At 60.8% G+C, this 16236-nt stretch carries 14 protein-coding genes; 8 read left to right on the forward strand and 6 right to left on the reverse strand.

The window, feature by feature from the left end:
• Window positions 1–6: 6 nt before the first annotated feature.
• From ABD013_RS11230 to ABD013_RS11255, 6 genes are all read left to right on the forward strand, one after another.
• Window positions 7–1536: a leucyl aminopeptidase gene (locus tag ABD013_RS11230; protein WP_343805911.1), complete on the forward strand. Its 1530-nt coding sequence runs from the start codon at window positions 7–9 to the stop codon at window positions 1534–1536.
• A gap of 3 nt (window positions 1537–1539) precedes the next feature.
• Window positions 1540–1971 carry a DNA polymerase III subunit chi gene (locus ABD013_RS11235; protein WP_343805913.1) on the forward strand — a complete coding sequence of 144 codons (432 nt, stop codon included), beginning with the start codon at window positions 1540–1542 and terminating at the stop codon, window positions 1969–1971.
• A 66-nt stretch (window positions 1972–2037) separates the two neighbouring features.
• Entirely contained in the window at window positions 2038–3171 is a 1134-nt protein-coding gene (locus tag ABD013_RS11240) for an efflux RND transporter periplasmic adaptor subunit (RefSeq protein WP_343805915.1), read from the forward strand.
• Window positions 3168–3851 carry an ABC transporter ATP-binding protein gene (locus ABD013_RS11245; protein WP_343805917.1) on the forward strand — a complete coding sequence of 228 codons (684 nt, stop codon included), beginning with the start codon at window positions 3168–3170 and terminating at the stop codon, window positions 3849–3851. The genes ABD013_RS11240 and ABD013_RS11245 overlap by 4 nt, the downstream gene beginning before the upstream one ends.
• Entirely contained in the window at window positions 3838–5052 is a 1215-nt protein-coding gene (locus tag ABD013_RS11250; RefSeq protein ID WP_343805919.1) for an ABC transporter permease, read from the forward strand. The genes ABD013_RS11245 and ABD013_RS11250 overlap by 14 nt, the downstream gene beginning before the upstream one ends.
• A complete protein-coding gene (locus ABD013_RS11255) occupies window positions 5045–6241 on the forward strand; it encodes an ABC transporter permease (RefSeq protein WP_343805921.1) in 1197 nt (398 codons plus the stop codon). Before ABD013_RS11250 ends, ABD013_RS11255 begins: the two co-directional genes overlap by 8 nt.
• A gap of 342 nt (window positions 6242–6583) precedes the next feature.
• Here the strand turns inward: ABD013_RS11255 and ABD013_RS11260 are convergent, their stop codons facing one another.
• Window positions 6584–7357, reverse strand: coding sequence for a ferredoxin--NADP reductase (locus ABD013_RS11260; RefSeq protein ID WP_343805923.1), 774 nt, complete (start codon window positions 7355–7357; stop codon window positions 6584–6586).
• Between the two features lie 116 nt (window positions 7358–7473).
• On the opposite strand from ABD013_RS11260, the gene ABD013_RS11265 reads away from it, so the two are divergent.
• Entirely contained in the window at window positions 7474–8364 is an 891-nt protein-coding gene (locus tag ABD013_RS11265; RefSeq protein WP_343805925.1) for a LysR family transcriptional regulator, read from the forward strand.
• A gap of 348 nt (window positions 8365–8712) precedes the next feature.
• Here the strand turns inward: ABD013_RS11265 and ABD013_RS11270 are convergent, their stop codons facing one another.
• The 5 genes from ABD013_RS11270 to ABD013_RS11290 all read right to left on the reverse strand — a co-directional run bounded on the left by ABD013_RS11270 (window position 8713) and on the right by ABD013_RS11290 (window position 13135).
• On the reverse strand, window positions 8713–9579 hold the full coding sequence (locus ABD013_RS11270) for a bifunctional methionine sulfoxide reductase B/A protein (RefSeq protein ID WP_343805927.1): 867 nt from the start codon (window positions 9577–9579) through the stop codon (window positions 8713–8715).
• Between the two features lie 89 nt (window positions 9580–9668).
• Window positions 9669–10289 (reverse strand): ABC-type transport auxiliary lipoprotein family protein, encoded by a 621-nt coding sequence (locus tag ABD013_RS11275; protein WP_343805929.1) that lies wholly within the window; start codon window positions 10287–10289, stop codon window positions 9669–9671.
• A gap of 23 nt (window positions 10290–10312) precedes the next feature.
• Window positions 10313–11251, reverse strand: coding sequence for an MlaD family protein (locus ABD013_RS11280; protein ID WP_343805932.1), 939 nt, complete (start codon window positions 11249–11251; stop codon window positions 10313–10315).
• A 1-nt stretch (window position 11252) separates the two neighbouring features.
• A complete protein-coding gene (locus ABD013_RS11285; RefSeq protein WP_343805934.1) occupies window positions 11253–12029 on the reverse strand; it encodes an ABC transporter ATP-binding protein in 777 nt (258 codons plus the stop codon).
• Complete coding sequence (locus ABD013_RS11290; RefSeq protein WP_343805936.1) at window positions 12026–13135, reverse strand: ABC transporter permease; 1110 nt, start codon at window positions 13133–13135, stop codon at window positions 12026–12028. The genes ABD013_RS11285 and ABD013_RS11290 overlap by 4 nt, the downstream gene beginning before the upstream one ends.
• Window positions 13136–13344: 209 nt before the next feature.
• On the opposite strand from ABD013_RS11290, the gene ABD013_RS11295 reads away from it, so the two are divergent.
• A complete protein-coding gene (locus ABD013_RS11295) occupies window positions 13345–16227 on the forward strand; it encodes a valine--tRNA ligase (RefSeq protein WP_343805938.1) in 2883 nt (960 codons plus the stop codon).
• Window positions 16228–16236: the final 9 nt, after the last annotated feature.

The following is a 16236-nucleotide window of genomic DNA, read 5'->3' on the forward strand; positions in this document are numbered from 1 at the left end:
GTCGTCATGGATTTTGAGATCATCAATGGCAGTGTCGAAACACTGGAAACCGAATGTATCGTCGTTGCACTGGACGCTGAAGGCAAGCTCTGCCCTTCCGCCGCGGCTGTCGACAAGGCTTCCGGCGGCTATCTGACCGAACTGGTCAACAGCGGCGACATCTCTGGCAAGGCAGGTGAACAGCTGCTGTTGTTCAAGGTGCCCGGCGTTGCCGCCAAGCGTGTACTGCTGGTCGGTCTGGGGACTGCCAAGGAGCGCAAGGACCGTCACTACCGCAAGCTGCTCAAGGGCACCGTTGCCACGCTGAAGAAATCCTCGATCACCTCTGTCGTTTTCGCATTCGATGACTGTGCCAGCTACCGCGACGACGTCTACCGCGCCACCCGCCAGCTGGTGGAATGGGTGTCTGCCGAGTTCTACCAGTACGACGAGACCAAGAGCAAGAAAGCCGAGCCGGCCAAGCTGGAAACCATCCAGATTCTGCTCAACGAAGACGACACCGAGCTGGGCGAAGGCGCCCTGCTGGATGGCGTCGCCATCGCCAACGGTGTGGATACCGCCCGCGAACTGGGCAACCTGCCGGGCAACATCTGCACGCCGACCTACCTGGCCGATCGCGCTCAGGCACTGGCCGAAGAATTTGACGATCTGAACGTCAAAATTCTGGATGAAGACCAGATGGCCGAACTGGGCATGAACTCCCTGCTGTCCGTGGGTCGTGGCAGCGCTCAGCCTTCGCGCCTGATCGTGATGGAGTACAACGGTGGCGAGACCGGCGAGAAGCCGCACGTTCTGGTCGGCAAGGGCATCACCTTCGACACCGGTGGCATCAGCCTCAAGCCGGGCGCCGGCATGGACGAAATGAAGTTCGACATGTGCGGTGCCGCCAGCGTCTTCGGCGCGATGGAAGCCGTGGCCGAAATGCACTTGCCGCTGAACGTGGTCGGTATTGTTGCCGCCGCGGAAAACATGCCGGGCAGCCAGGCCACCAAGCCGGGTGATATCGTCACCACCATGTCCGGCCAGACCGTCGAGATCCTCAACACCGACGCTGAAGGCCGGCTGGTGCTCTGCGATGCGCTGACCTACGCCGGCAAACACTACAGTCCGGAAACCATCGTCGACATCGCCACGCTGACCGGTGCCTGCATCATCGCTCTGGGCCACCATGCTACCGGCATTCTGGCCAACGACGAAGACCTGGCCGGAGCCCTGCTGGATGCCGGTGATTACGCCTCCGACCGCGGCTGGCCGCTGCCGTTGTGGGACGAATTCCAGGAGCAGCTGGACTCCAACTTCGCCGATATCGCCAATATTGGCGGTCGCCCGGCGGGCACCATCACCGCGGCCTGCTTCCTGTCCCGCTTCGCCGAAGAACAGCGCTGGGCACATCTGGATATTGCCGGTGTCGCCTGGAACAGCAACGGCAAGGAGAAAGGCGCCACCGGTCGTTGCGTACCGATGCTGAGTCAGTACCTGCTGGATCTGGCCGAGCAGGTCGAAGTCGACGGTCACGATCACGACCACGAGGAGTAAGCGTTGTCCCGCGCAGACTACTACATTCTGCCGGACAGCGATCCCGACAGCCGGGCCGCCTTCCTGTGCCGCCTCTGTGACAAGATCCTGGGCCTGGGTCTCAGGATCTTTATCAGCACCGAGCATGAAACGGCTGCCCGCCAACTGGACCAGCAGTTGTGGAGCGCCAGGCCCGAAAGCTTCGTGCCTCATGTACTGCTGGGCCAGGCACCGGACTCGCCGATCGAGATCGGCTGGGGTGACCAGCTGCCCGACCACCGCCAGGTTTTCGTCAACCTGTCCGCTAACCTGCCCGATGCCGCCTTCGATTTCGAACGCATCGTCGAGATTGTGGTCCAGACCCCCGAGGTACTGGCCGCTACCCGGGACAATTACGCCCGCTGTCGTGATCGGGGTATCGAACTGCACCGAACCGACATGCGCCGACGCGGTTGAGTCCGGTCAATCCGAACCCTGGCCGGCTCACCTATACTGCATCCGTGAAGCAAGGAGCCCCATCGGATGAAAAAGCTGATCCTGAGCCTCGGACTGCTGGCCCTGATTGCCGCAGGACTCTACGTTCTCAACCGCCCCTCTCCCATTGAAGTTCGCCTGACCGAGGTTCAGCCCGGCCTGGTCGAACAGATCGCCGCCAACAGCCGGGCCGGCACCATCAAGGCCTGCCGCCGCTCACGCCTGTCGATGCCGCAGGGCGGACGCGTGGAACGCCTGCTGGTGGACGAAGGCGACCATGTCGAACCGGGACAGCCGCTGCTGGAATTGTGGAACAAAGACCTCAAGGCCCGTCTTGAAGAGGTCGCAGCCACCTTAAAAGCGCGTGAAATACAGGCCTCCAGCGCCTGTCACATCGCGGATCTGGCCCGGCGCGAAGCCCGCCGCGCCGAATCCCTGGCCAAGAACCGCCTGGCATCGGAAGAGCTGCTTGACCAGCGCCAGACTGAAGCCCGCCGTGCGGCCCTGGCTTGCGATGAAGCCCGGGCGCTGACCGAGCAGGCAAGCGCCACCCTGAAGCTGCACCAGGTGCTGCTGGACGACTCCGTCCTCAAGGCCCCCTTCGCCGGCGTGGTCGCCGAGGTCAACGGCGAGATCGGCGAATATGTCACTCCCTCGCCGCCCGGAGTAGCCACCCCGCCAGCCGTGGACCTGATCGATGACAGCTGCCTCTATGTCCGAGCCCCGATCGACGAGGTGGAAGCCGCGCAGCTGACCGTAGCCCAACCGGTTCGTATCACGCTGGATGCCTTTCGCGGCCGCAGTTTTGCCGGCGAGCTGACACGGATCGCTCCGTTCGTGTCCGAACTGGAAAAGCAGGCCCGCACCGTGGATGTCGATGTCCGTTTCACACCGCCACCCGAGGATGCCCACCTGCTGGTCGGTTACAGCGCCGATATCGAGGTGATCATCAAGCAGCATGACAAGGTGCTCCGCGTACCCACCGAGACCCTGCTGCAGAATAACCGGGTGCTGCGCTATGACGCCGATAGCCAGACCCTGCAGCAGGTGAGTGTGGAAACCGGGCTGGGCAACTGGACCTGGACCGAGATCCGCAGTGGCCTGCAAGCCAGGGATCGCATTCTGCAGTCACTGGACACTGCGGGTGCCGAAGCCGGTGCCCATGTGGTGCCGGCGCCATGATCCGGCTCGAACAGCTGTGCAAGCGCTACCAGCTCGGTGACGAGCCGGTACAGGCGCTGGACCACGTCGACCTGAACATCACGGCCGGCGAATACCTGTCGGTGATGGGACCTTCCGGCTCCGGCAAGTCCACCCTGCTCAACATGCTGGGCCTGCTCGATATCCCCGACAGCGGTCACTACTGGCTGGGCGGCACCGAGATGACCGCCCTGGGCGAGGAAGCCCGCGCCGCCGAGCGCAACCGCCGTATCGGCTTCGTGTTTCAGGCCTACCACCTGATCGACCGCCTCAGCGCGCGGGAGAATATCGAACTGCCGCTGGTGCTGACCGGCACCTCACCCGCGGAACGCCGACCCAAGGTCAACGCCCTGCTGCAACGGCTCGGCCTGGACCGCCACGCCGATCACCTGCCCAACCAGCTCTCCGGCGGCCAGCGCCAGCGGGTAGCCATCGCCCGGGCGGTGATCCGCAAGCCCGAGCTGCTGCTCGCCGACGAACCCACCGGCAACCTGGACAGCCACTCGGGCCAGGAGGTGATCGCCCTGCTGGAAGAACTGAACAGCGAAGGTATCACCCTGGTCATGGTGACCCACGATGCCAACATGGGGCGGCGCGCAAGACGTCGCCTATGGATGCAGGATGGCCAACTGCTGAAGGATGAACAGGATGCGCAGCCCTGACCTGTTGCGCTTCAATCTGCGCCTGCTGACCGGCCAGTGGTTTCGGACCCTGATGACCCTGCTGGCCACCGCCGTCGGCGTTGCCGCCGTGCTGCTGCTGACCGGCATGGGCGAAGGGGCGCGCCGCTTCGTGCTGGAGGAGTTCAATCTGCTCGGCAACGACGTGCTGATCGTGCTGCCGGGACGCAAGGAGACCACCGGTGGCATTCCGCCACTGACCGGCGAGGGTACACGGGATCTTACGCTTGGCGATGCCGAGGCCCTGCTGGGCCTGCCCGGGGTCAAGGCGGTCGCTCCGCTGGTGGTCGGCCTGACCCAGGCGGAAGCGGCCGGTCGCAACCGTGAGCAGATGGTGGTGGGCACCAGCATCGAATTTTTCCGCATCCGTCAGATGGCCGCCGCCCAGGGTCGCCTGCTGCCCGAGCTGCCGCTGGACCGGGCCGAACCGATCTGCGTCATAGGTCCCGAGGTGCGTCGCGCCCTGTTCGACCAGCAGCCGGTGCTGGGCCGCTGGCTCAGGACCGGAGATCGGCGCTGCCGGATCATCGGCGTGCTCGAGGAACGTGGGGTTTCTCTCGGCACCGATATGAGTGACACCGTCATCATTCCGGTCGCCAGCGCCCAGCAGCTGTTCAACACCCAGGGCCTGTTCCGCCTGTTCGTACAGGTCCGACACCTGGGCCTGCTCGACAGCGTCAAGCCGGCGATTCTGGATCTGATTCAGGCACGTCATCAGGGCGAGCGTGACATCACCCTGATCACTCAGGACAGCCTGCTCGGAGTCTTCAATGACGTACTGCAACTGCTGACCCTGGCCGTCGGCGCCATCGCCGCAATCAGCCTGGTAGTCGCCGGCATCCTGATCATGAACATCACCCTGATCAGCGTCAGCCAGCGCACCCCGGAGATCGGTCTGCTTAAGGCACTGGGCGCCAGTGAGCGCCAGGTCCACCGGCTGTTTTTGAGCGAAGCACTGATGATGACCCTGATCGGCGCAGCGCTGGGCGTGGTGATCGGCTACAGCCTGCTCTGGACCGGGCACTGGCTCTGGCCTCAGTTTCCTGTATCGGTGCCGCTCTGGGCGCTGCTCGGTGCCGTGCTGCTGGCACTGGGGGTAGCACTGATGTTTGCCTGGCTGCCGGCACGCAAGGCCGCCCGCCTGCCACCGGTACTGGCCTTGAAAGGGATCACCGATGCGTAGCGCCGACTACCTCCACCTGACTATGACCAGCCTCAAGTCCAGCCGCATGCGCGCCAGCCTGACCATTCTCGGCATCGCCATCGGCATCTGCGCCGTGGTGCTGCTGACCACGCTGGGCGAAGGGCTGCGCCTGTACGTACTGGAGAACTTCTCCCAGTTCGGCAGCCGCATCATCGCCATCAACCCGGGCAAGTCACAGACCGGTGGCACCGGTGGCCTGCTCGCCAGCACCCGACCGCTGCTGGTCGAGGATGCCTGGAGCCTGCAGCAGCTGCCCTACGTGGAATACGTGGTACCGGTGGTGCAGGGCAGCGGTGCCATCGAATACGGCAACCGGGTGCGCTATACCGACATCATCGGCAGTGGCAGTGACATGGCCCCCGCCTGGCGTTTTGAGGTCGCCCGTGGGCGCTCCCTGCCCGATGGCCGGGACGGTTATCCACAACCCTGGGCCGTGCTGGGGCACAAGGTGAAGCAGGAACTGTTCGCTGAACAGAGTGCACTCGGCCAGTTCATCCGCGTCGGCGGTGAGCGCTACCGGGTGGTCGGCATCATGGCCGAGAAGGGGCAGATGTTGGGCTTCGATCTGGATGACATCGTTTATATCCCGGTGGAACGGGCGCTGAGCCTGTTCAACCGTAGCGGGCTGATGGAGATCGATGTCACCTACCGGCCAGGCACCACGGCTCAGGAGATGGCTGAGCGAGTTCGCCAGCGGCTGATCGCCCGTCACGGCGTGGAGGACTTCTCGCTGATCACCCAGGACGAGATGCTGAAGAGCCTGGACCGAATCCTGGCGATTCTGACCGTGGCGATCGGAGGCCTGGGCGGCATCTCACTGATCGTCGGCGCCATCGGTATCGTCACCATCATGGTCACCACCGTGCATGAACGCCGCTCCGAGATCGGTCTGTTCCGGGCGATCGGCGCCACCCGCCGCCAGGTGATGTGGCTGTTCCTCGGCGAGGCGATCCTGCTGGCACTGATCGGCGGCCTGGTCGGCATCCTGATCAGCGGCCTGGCACTGGGCCTGCTGGCACTGGCCATGCCCGACCTGCCGATCCAGCTCGATCCTTTCTATCTGCTGCTGGCACTGCTGCTGTCGGCACTGGTCGGGCTGATATCGGGCGTGCTGCCCGCTCGCCGCGCCGCCGGACTCAACCCGGTGCTGGCGCTGCAGAGCGAGTAGGCAAAGTTGTTAAGACGATTTTGCACTCCAGAGCTTGAATGAGTGCCAGTTGCAGGCCTGCAACTGCGCAAGGTCTAACCATCAACTCGCTGACGAGGCTCATTAAGGCTTTGCGTACTTCATACAGTGAGCATGCATCTTCGAAGCTTATTTCATGGACGTACGCACCCTGATTGACCACAATGAGAACCAGTCCGGCCTATACTCGGTCTTTTCCCCGGAAAACCGGGCTAAATGTTCAGAAAAACAAAACCCCGACCAAAATGACCGGGGTATGTCAGTAACCTGACTGGCTGCATTGCAGCCATTGTCCAGAGATAAATCAACGGTACCGGAAGTTGCTTACTTTTCGACAAATGCCCGCTCAATCACATAATGACCAGCTTCTCCAGCACGCGCTTCCTTAAAGCCCATGGCATCAAGAATTTCCGTTAGATCCGCCAGCATCGCCGGGCTGCCGCACAGCATAAAGCGGTCAGTTTCCGGGTTCAGATCCGGCAGACCAATATCCTTGGTCAGCTTCCCGGTGGTGATGGCATCGGTCAGCCGGCCCTGATTACGGAATGGCTCACGGGTAACCGTCGGGTAATAAATCAGCTTCTCACGTACAACATCGCCGAAATATTCGTTGTTCGGCAGTTCGTTCTGGATTCGATCCTGATAAGCCAGCTCAGACACATAACGTACGCCGTGAGTCAGGATTACCTTGTCGTACTCTTCGTATACATCCAGATCCTTGATGATGCTCATAAACGGTGCCAAACCAGTACCGGTGCTTAGCAGGTACAGGTTTTTACCTGGCAGCAGGCTGTCGGTAATCAGGGTACCCACGGGTTTGGTGCTGACCAGCAGTTCATCGCCGACTGTCAGGTTCTGCAGGTGTGAAGTCAGCGGCCCATCCTGAACTTTGATGGAGAAAAACTCCATCTCCTCTTCATAGTTGGCACTGGCGATACTATAAGCGCGCAGCAATGGCTTGTTATCGACTTCGATACCAATCATGGTGAAGTGGCCATTCTTAAAACGCAAACCCTGGTTCCGGGTGGTAGTAAAGCTGAACAGGGTGTCATTCCAGTGATGAACACTCGTAACTGTTTCGCGGATCAGGTTACTCATAATCTTGCTGCTTTCCCGTATAAATTTACCTTGCAGACAATATTAGCGCTGCTCAAAATATCGATAAATCAGATTATTTAAATATCTATATTCGGTTTTTCCGAAAAGGAGATTCCATGCGTTACTCACTGCGGCAGCTTGAAGTGTTTGTTGCCATCGCTCATCAACAGAATCTGACCCGTGCCGCAGATGAACTGGCGATGTCCCAGAGTGCCGCCAGCAGCTCGCTGAAAGATCTGGAAAGCCAGTTCGGGTTGCAGCTGTTTGACCGCATCGGCAAACGCCTGCAATTGAACGAACAGGGCCGGTTACTGAGGCCGCAGGCAGAAGCTCTGCTCGCTCAGGCCCGGGATTTCGAGCAGAATTTGCTGCAACACGCAGAAGCTGGCCCGCTCAATGTGGGCGCCACACTGTCCATCGGTAACTATCTGGCCGTAGGCCTGATGGCGCAGTATATGGAGCGCTATCCGAATGCCAGTCTGCGACTGGATGTGGCCAATACCCGACATATCGTTGAGCGTGTGCTGAACTATGAACTGGATGTTGGCCTGATCGAGGGCGAGCTGAACCACCCGGATCTGGATATGCTTCCCTGGCGCCAGGACGAGCTGGCGGTATTCTGTCATCCGGACGATCCACTGGCGGAGCAACAGACGGTGTCTGACAATGATCTGCGCCAAGCCCGCTGGATACTGCGTGAAGCCGGCTCCGGTACTCGCCAGGCCTTCGATCGGGCGATGTCTGGGCTGCTGCCGGATCTGACCATTGCCATCGAACTGCAGCATACCGAAGCCATCAAACGTGCGGTCGAAGCGCATCTGGGCATTGGCTGCCTGTCGATGATTACCCTGACCGATGCCTTTAACCGTGGCAGCCTGAAACGTCTGAATGTGCCCGGCCGGGATTTTAGCCGCCAGCTGTATCTCATCATCCACAAACAGAAATACCGCAGCGCTGGTATCAACGCCTGGCTGCATCTCTGCCTGCAGCAGAGTGAAAGTTTATAACTAAAGCCAGTTAACCGTTTACCTCAAAGGCGATAGCCCTCAGTTGCGGTAACCGTCAACGTAGACTGCTTAAAACGATATTGAGCTTATCCATGTTGGAATCATCTAAATTAATGACCATTCGTGGACTAACTAGCTCAGATATAGGGTTGAGGTGTCCATTTATTGGACAAGGATCGGAAGACAGTCGAGACTTGTTTGAATGACCGCTTTGGGCTTCAGCATCCAACCGACTTCTGCACGAAACCGCTCTTAGGGGGCAGGGTGCCCTATAGGATTTACACAAAAAAGGAGGGCCGACTTGCTGTCGCAGATCAGCCCTCCAACTTCAGATTCAAATCGCTATTGTTAAAACCGCTTCTGGTAGCGGTGACAGTACGGCACCTTACCGGTGCGCACATAGTAGTCCTGATGGAACTCCTCGGCGCGCCAGAACGGTGCCATCGGCAGCACCCGGGTCACCACATCCAGTCCCTTGTTCTCCAGCTCGGCAATCAACTGCTCACTGACACCGCGTTCTTCATCATTGTGGACAAAGATCGCCGAGGCGTACTGGGGCCCGATATCCGGCCCCTGGCCGTCTTCCTGGGTCGGATCATGGATCTCGAAGAACAGCCGGGCAAGGGTTTCGAAACTGATTTTGGCCGGGTCATAGAGCACCTCGACGGTTTCCAGATGCCCGGTTTGCTTGCCACACACCTGTTCATAACTGGGGTTATCCACATGGCCACCCATGTAGCCGGACACCACCGACACCACCCCCGGCTGCTGCTGCATCAGGTGCTCAACGCCCCAGAAACAGCCACCGGCAAAGTACGCGGTGCTCAGCTCACTGCCCTGATGCCGGGCCAGCTCTTCGGCGCTGACAAAGTCCATGGAGATGGAGTTGACGCAGTGGCGCACGTTCTTGCGCGTCAGCATTTCGCCCTCGAACACATGCCCCAGATGGCCACCACAGTTGGCACAGAGGATCTCGGTACGACGCCCGTCCGCGTCCACTTCGCGGCGGATGGCGCCTTCGATCTCATCATCGAAACTGGGCCAGCCGCAGTGGGAGGGAAACTTGTCTTCAGAGCGGTACAGGGGCGTGCCACACTGCTTGCAGGTATACACGCCGGTGGCAAAGTGTTCGTTGTATTGGCCGGTAAAGGGACGTTCGGTGCCCTTGTGCAGGATCACGTGTTGTTCTTCCGGGGTCAGGTTCTTGTAACTCATCACTGCACCATAATCTTGATTAAATACTGGACCTGATTAGTTAGGCCCATTCTCGCCGAAAAATATCCCGACAATCCGGGCGGCTGACGTCATCGACTGGATTGATCCACCTGCTGGACGTCCAGCAACCAGTTCTCTATCTCCCGAGTGGACGTGGCCATCAATTCGGAGAAGGCCTCCACGACCTCAGCCACTTCCTTGCCTTTCGCTGGCTGCGACAGCTCCAGCGCCCGCTCGGCAAGGATGGCGCGGCTGTCAGCATCCACCAGCTGCAGGTAGCCCCGCATCACCACCACCGGCTGGCCATTCCGGTATTCGCTCTGAAAAGCATCCAGGCGGCTGACCAGCTCATGGCGGGCCGCTACGCGCACCTCGTCACTGCTGATGCGGGCAAAGCGGCTGTCTTGCTGCAGCGCCGTCACCAGGTAATCGCGCCACAGATTGGGAATACTGGCACTCCAGCGAGCCCCCTTGTAGACGCTGACCGGCTGGCCTTCGGGCACCACCAGCAGGTAGCTGCCACTGAGCAGATCCTGGGTCTGCGGGCGCAGCACGCGCAGATCGGTTACCTGTACGGCTTTCCCGGTTGTCGTCAGGTCAGGCGTCAGCGTCCAGCTCTGCACCGGTTTCGCCGCTGGCAGCAGGCTGCAGGCACTCAGGGCCAGCCCAAGTCCCAAGACCAGCGTCACTTTTCCTGCACGTCGCAACATACTCAACATCTCGGCTCAACCTCTCAGGGGGTAAATTCGTTGGCCGGCGCCTTGCCGGTCAGGTAGCCGGCCGGGTCTTCTTCCAGCCGCGACAGTATACGATTCAGAGTGCCCAGGCTGCGCTGCAGTTCCTGCATCACCGGGCCGATCTCGGCCATCCCCTGAAGCCCCCGATCCAGAGCACCGGTATTGCGACTGAGCAGTTGCTCCAGCTGCTGACTGGACTGCGCCAGCGCCAGCATCGCCTTCTGGCCCTCGGCCAGCATCGGCTCCCCCCGGGATACCAGCATACGATCGGCATGGGCCAGGAGTTCACTGGCATCACGCATCACCGTCTGGGCATCACGGGCCGCCTGAGTCAGTTCATTCAGCGTTTCACCCACGCCGGCACGTGACTCCACCAACTCATCGGAGACCCGTTCCAGGTTGTGGATAATACGTCCGATACGGTCGATATTATCCGCAGACAACAGCTGAGCACCCTGCTCCACCAGCTCATTGACGTTGGCAAACAGGGTTTCACTGTTGCCCAGCAAGGAGCCGATCGCCGAAGGTTCTGCCACGATAATCGGCGGCGAATCCTCGGGTTTCACCAGCGCCGGGGCTGCCGGATTATCCGTGCTGAGCAGGATATTGGCGGCACCGGTGATATTGGCAATGGCCAGTCGAGCCTTGGTCCCCTGGTTGATCGGGGTGGCCGCGCTGACCTCCATATCGGCCAGAACGCGGCGTGGATCAGTCGGATCCAGCTGCAGCTGGCGCACCTCACCGACACGCAGGCCGTTGTACTGCACCAGGCTGCCCACGGCCAGCCCGCTGACCGCTTCTTCGAACACCACTCGGTAGCGGTGGGTTTCCACCTGCTTGCCCGACTTGACCAGCCAGACACCGAAGCCCAGCGCCAGCAGCAATCCGGCCAGCGTAAACAGGCCGATGATGACATGATGTGCACGTGTTTCCATATCAGTTCCCCTGCACCGCCCGATAGGCGGCACGGCCACGCGGGCCATTGAAATAGTCCTGAATCCAGTGGTCGTCATAGTCGGCGACCCGTTCCGGTGTATCAGCTACCAGCACCCGTTTCTGTGACAGTACCGCGATGCGGTCACAGGCGGTCCACAGCGAGTCCAGGTCATGGGTGACCATGAACACGGTCAATCCCAGGGCATTGCGCAGCGTCAGCAACAGCTGATCAAAGTCGGCCGCCCCTATGGGGTCGAGCCCCGCCGTCGGCTCGTCGAGAAAGAGCACATCCGGATCCAGCGCCAACGCACGCGCCAGTGAAGCGCGCTTGACCATACCGCCGGACAGAGATGCCGGATAGAGGTCCCCTGCATGAGGTGCCAACCCGGACAGCGCCAGTTTGACCTCAGCCAGCTCCTCGGCGTCAGCACGCGCCAGCCCGGCATGTTCGATCAGTGGCAAGGCAACGTTCTCACGTACGGTCAGCGAACTGAACAGGGCTCCGCCCTGAAACAGCACACCCAGGCGCTGCTCCAGCCGGGAACGCTCAGCTACCGGCAGCGCCAGCAGGTTCTGGCCAAACAGCCGAACCTCCCCCTCACTGGGCCGGTTAAGGCCGACGATGGACCTCAGCAATACTGATTTGCCGGTCCCCGAGCCCCCCACCACTCCGAGAATCTCGCCACGGTAGAGGTCCAGATCCAGGTTCTCGTGCACAGCATTGCTGCCAAAACGATTGCACAGCCCGCGCACTTCGATAATCGTTTGCCTGCTCACCAGCCCATCTCCATAAAGAACAGCGCCGCCACCGCATCGAGCAGGATCACCATGAAGATCGACTGCACCACGCTGGAGGTGGTGTGACGTCCAACCGACTCGGCACTGCCGCTGACCTTGAACCCTTCCATGCAGCCGATCACCGCCACCACAAAGGCAAACACAGGCGCCTTGGCCAGTCCCACCAGATAATGTTTCAGCGGCACATCAGCCAGGATGCCCAGATACTGGCTCACCGGTATATCCAGCGCCACCAGCGAGACCATCGCCCCACCCACAAGGCCGGACATCACCGCCACAAACGTAAGCAGCGGCAGGGTGATCAGCAGGGCCAGCACGCGTGGAATCACCAGCAGCTCAATCGGATTCATCCCCAGCGTACGCAGCGCATCCAGCTCTTCATTGGCCTTCATCGAACCGATCTGGGCAGTGAAGGCACTGGCGGTTCGGCCTGCCAGCAGGATGGACGCCAGAATCACGCCAAATTCACGCAGGAAGGAATAGGCCACCAGGTTAACGGTATAAATCTCGGCCCCAAACTCACCCAGCACCGTGGCACCCAGAAAGGCCACGACAGCCCCCACAAGGAAGGTGAGCAGTGCCACGATCGGCACCGCATTGAGCCCGGTCTGGTGAATCTGGTTGACCAGGGCCGTGATCCGCCAGCGCGATGGCCGAAACAGAATCCCCAGCAGACTCTGCAGCACCAGACCTACAAACCCGCTGAGTTGCCAGAAATGCCGCGCCAGCTGCTCGGTCTGCTGCCCCAACAAGGTCAAGGCCTGCATCCAGGCCGGCGCTTGCGCCTCCACGGGAGGGGGCTCACGGCGCATGGCGCGCAGTAACGTTTCCAACAAGGCACGACGCTCGGGCTGGAGGTCAGCTTCAGCTGCCATGGCCGCTTCCAGTCGATCAAGCCCCAGCCACTGCGCCAACAGCGTGCCCCCGGCAGTATCCAGCTCAGCGATTCCGCTTAAACGGATCTCGCCCGGCGGCGCTGTCTGTGCCAGCAGGCGCTTCAACTGGGCGTGTTGCGACAGCGTCCAGTGTCCTGACAACCGGACGGTCGAGCCACTGGTATCAATAGTTGCAGCCGTCTGCTCCATCGAGCTTCAAACCTCTTTACATACATTCACGGTTGTATTTTAAGATTCATTGCACTGATTGCAAGCGGGGTCGCAACCCTGTAATCGACCACTGCCAGCCTGTATAATGACAGGTTTCGACCGAGCTGCCGACGCCCCGTGCCACACGCACGCCGTGCACACTATCGGCAACCACCCGAGCGGCCACAAGATCAGAGATACGGACCCCAATGGACAAGACCTACCAGCCACACGAGATCGAGAAATCCTGGTACCAGACCTGGGAAGAGAAGGGTTACTTCGCACCTTCCGGTGAAGGCGACGCCTACAGCATCATGATCCCGCCGCCCAACGTCACCGGCAGCCTGCACATGGGCCATGCGTTCCAGCACACCATCATGGATGCGCTGACCCGCTATCGCCGCATGCAGGGCCGCAACACCCTGTGGCAGGTGGGTACCGACCACGCGGGTATCGCCACTCAGATGGTGGTCGAACGCAAGCTGGCCGCGGAAGAAGAACTGACCCGCCACGACCTGGGCCGCGATGCCTTCATCGAGAAGATCTGGGAGTGGAAGGAAGAATCCGGCGGCACCATCACCCGTCAGATGCGTCGCCTCGGCAACTCCGTGGACTGGCCCACCGAGCGCTTCACCATGGACTCCGGTTTCTACCGCGCCGTGCAGGAAGTATTCATCCGCCTGTACGACGACAAACTGATCTACCGTGGCAAGCGTCTGGTCAACTGGGACCCGAAACTGCACACCGCGATCTCCGACCTTGAAGTGGAGAACCGCGAAGTCAAAGGCAAGATGTGGTACCTGCGCTACCCGCTGGCCGATGGCGTGAAAACCGCGGCCGGTGAAGACCACATCGTGGTCGGTACCACCCGTCCGGAAACCCTGCTCGGCGACACTGGTGTGGCGGTGAACCCGGAAGACGAACGCTACCAGAGCCTGATCGGCCAGTTCGTCGAACTGCCGCTGGTCGGCCGCCGTATTCCCATCGTGGCCGACGAACATGCCGACATGGAAAAGGGCACCGGCTGCGTGAAGATCACTCCGGCGCACGACTTCAACGATAACGAAGTCGGCAAGCGCTGCGGTCTGCCGATGATCAACGTGCTGACCCTGGACGGCCATATCCGCAAGGAAGCCCAGGTGTTCAACACCGACGGCAGCGACAACAAGGAAATCGATCCGAGCCTGCCGGAAGCCTATCAGGGCCTGGAGCGCTTCGCCGCACGTAAGGCCGTGGTGGCCGATATGGAAGCCGCCGGCCTGCTGGTGAAGATCGAAGAGAACAACATGACCGTGCCCTACGGCGACCGTGGCGGCGTAGTGATCGAACCGATGCTGACCGACCAGTGGTTCTGCGATGCCAAGACCCTGGCCAAGCCGGCAATCGAAGCGGTCGAGAACGGCGACATCAAGTTCGTGCCCAAGCAGTACGAGAACATGTACTTCGCCTGGATGCGTGACATTCAGGACTGGTGTATCTCCCGTCAGCTGTGGTGGGGCCACCGCATCCCGGCGTTCTACGACAATGAAGGCAACGTCTACGTCGCGGCCGACAAGGAAGCCGCGCGCCAGAAGTACAACCTGGATCCGGAACTGGAACTGCGCCAGGACGATGACGTACTGGACACCTGGTTCAGCTCCGCACTCTGGACCTTTGGCACCCTGGGCTGGCCGGAGAACACCGAGCGTCTGAAGACCTTCCACCCGACCGATACCCTGGTCACCGGCTTCGACATCATCTTCTTCTGGGTAGCGCGCATGATCATGATGACCATGCACTTCATGAAGGACGAAGACGGCAAGCCGCAGGTACCGTTCAAGAACGTCTACGTCACCGGCCTGATCCGCGACGAGAGCGGTGACAAGATGTCCAAGTCCAAGGGTAACGTGCTCGACCCGCTGGACATGATCGACGGCATCAGCCTGCCGGACCTGCTCGAGAAGCGTACCGGCAACATGATGCAGCCGCAGCTGGCCGAGAAGATCGGCAAGCGCACCGAGAAGCAGTTCCCGGAAGGTATCGCCGCTCATGGCACCGACGCCCTGCGCTTCACCCTGGCGGCACTGGCCTCTACCGGCCGCGACATCAACTGGGACATGAAGCGTCTGGAAGGTTACCGCAACTTCTGTAACAAGATCTGGAACGCCGCCCGCTACGTGCTGAGCAACACCGAAGGTCAGGACTGCGCCCAGAACAACGAGGAAGTGCTGCTGACCCTGGCCGACCGCTGGATCATCAGCAGCCTGCAGCGCACCGAAGAGACCGTCATCAAGCACCTGGACGAGTACCGCTTCGACCTGGCCGCCCAGACCCTGTACGACTTCATCTGGAACCAGTACTGCGACTGGTACCTGGAGCTGTCCAAGCCGGTGCTCTGGGACGAGTCCGAAGGCGAAACCGACGAAGAGAAGGAACGCCTGGCCGCGCTGCGTCGCGGTACCCGCGGCACTCTGGTACGCGTGCTGGAAGCGATCCTGCGCCTGGCGCACCCGCTGATGCCGTACATCACCGAAGAGATCTGGCAGCAGATCAAGGGCCTGGCGGGCAAGGATGGCGACACCATCATGCTGCAGACCTACCCGAAACCGGTGGCCGAACTGATCGACGAAGCGGCCGAAGCCGACATCGAATGGCTCAAGGACGTCATCGTCAGCGTGCGCAATATCCGTGGCGAAATGAACATCGGCCCGGGCAAGGAACTGGAAGTGCTGCTGCATAACGGCAGCGACGAAGACTTCCGCCGCGTACAGGAAAACTACGTCGCCCTGACCAAGCTGGCCAAGCTGAGCGAGGTCAAGTGGCTGGAAGCGGACGAGGAAGCCCCGATGTCCGTCACCAAGCTGGTCGGCAAGATGGAAGTACTGGTACCGATGGCCGGCCTGATCGACAAGGATGCCGAACTGGCACGTCTGCAGAAGGAACTGGATCGCCTGACCGGTGAGATCAAGCGTGTTGAGGGCAAGCTCTCCAACGAGAAGTTCGTTGCCAACGCGCCGGAAGCGGTCGTTGCAAAAGAGAAAGAGAAGATTGCCGATGCGCAGGCTGCATTCGACAAGCTGAAGGAGCAGTACGCCAAGATCGAGGCGCTCTGATCTGATCAG

This window comes from Marinobacterium maritimum (assembly GCF_039523155.1).
Classification (GTDB): Bacteria; Pseudomonadota; Gammaproteobacteria; order Pseudomonadales; family Balneatricaceae; genus Marinobacterium; species Marinobacterium maritimum.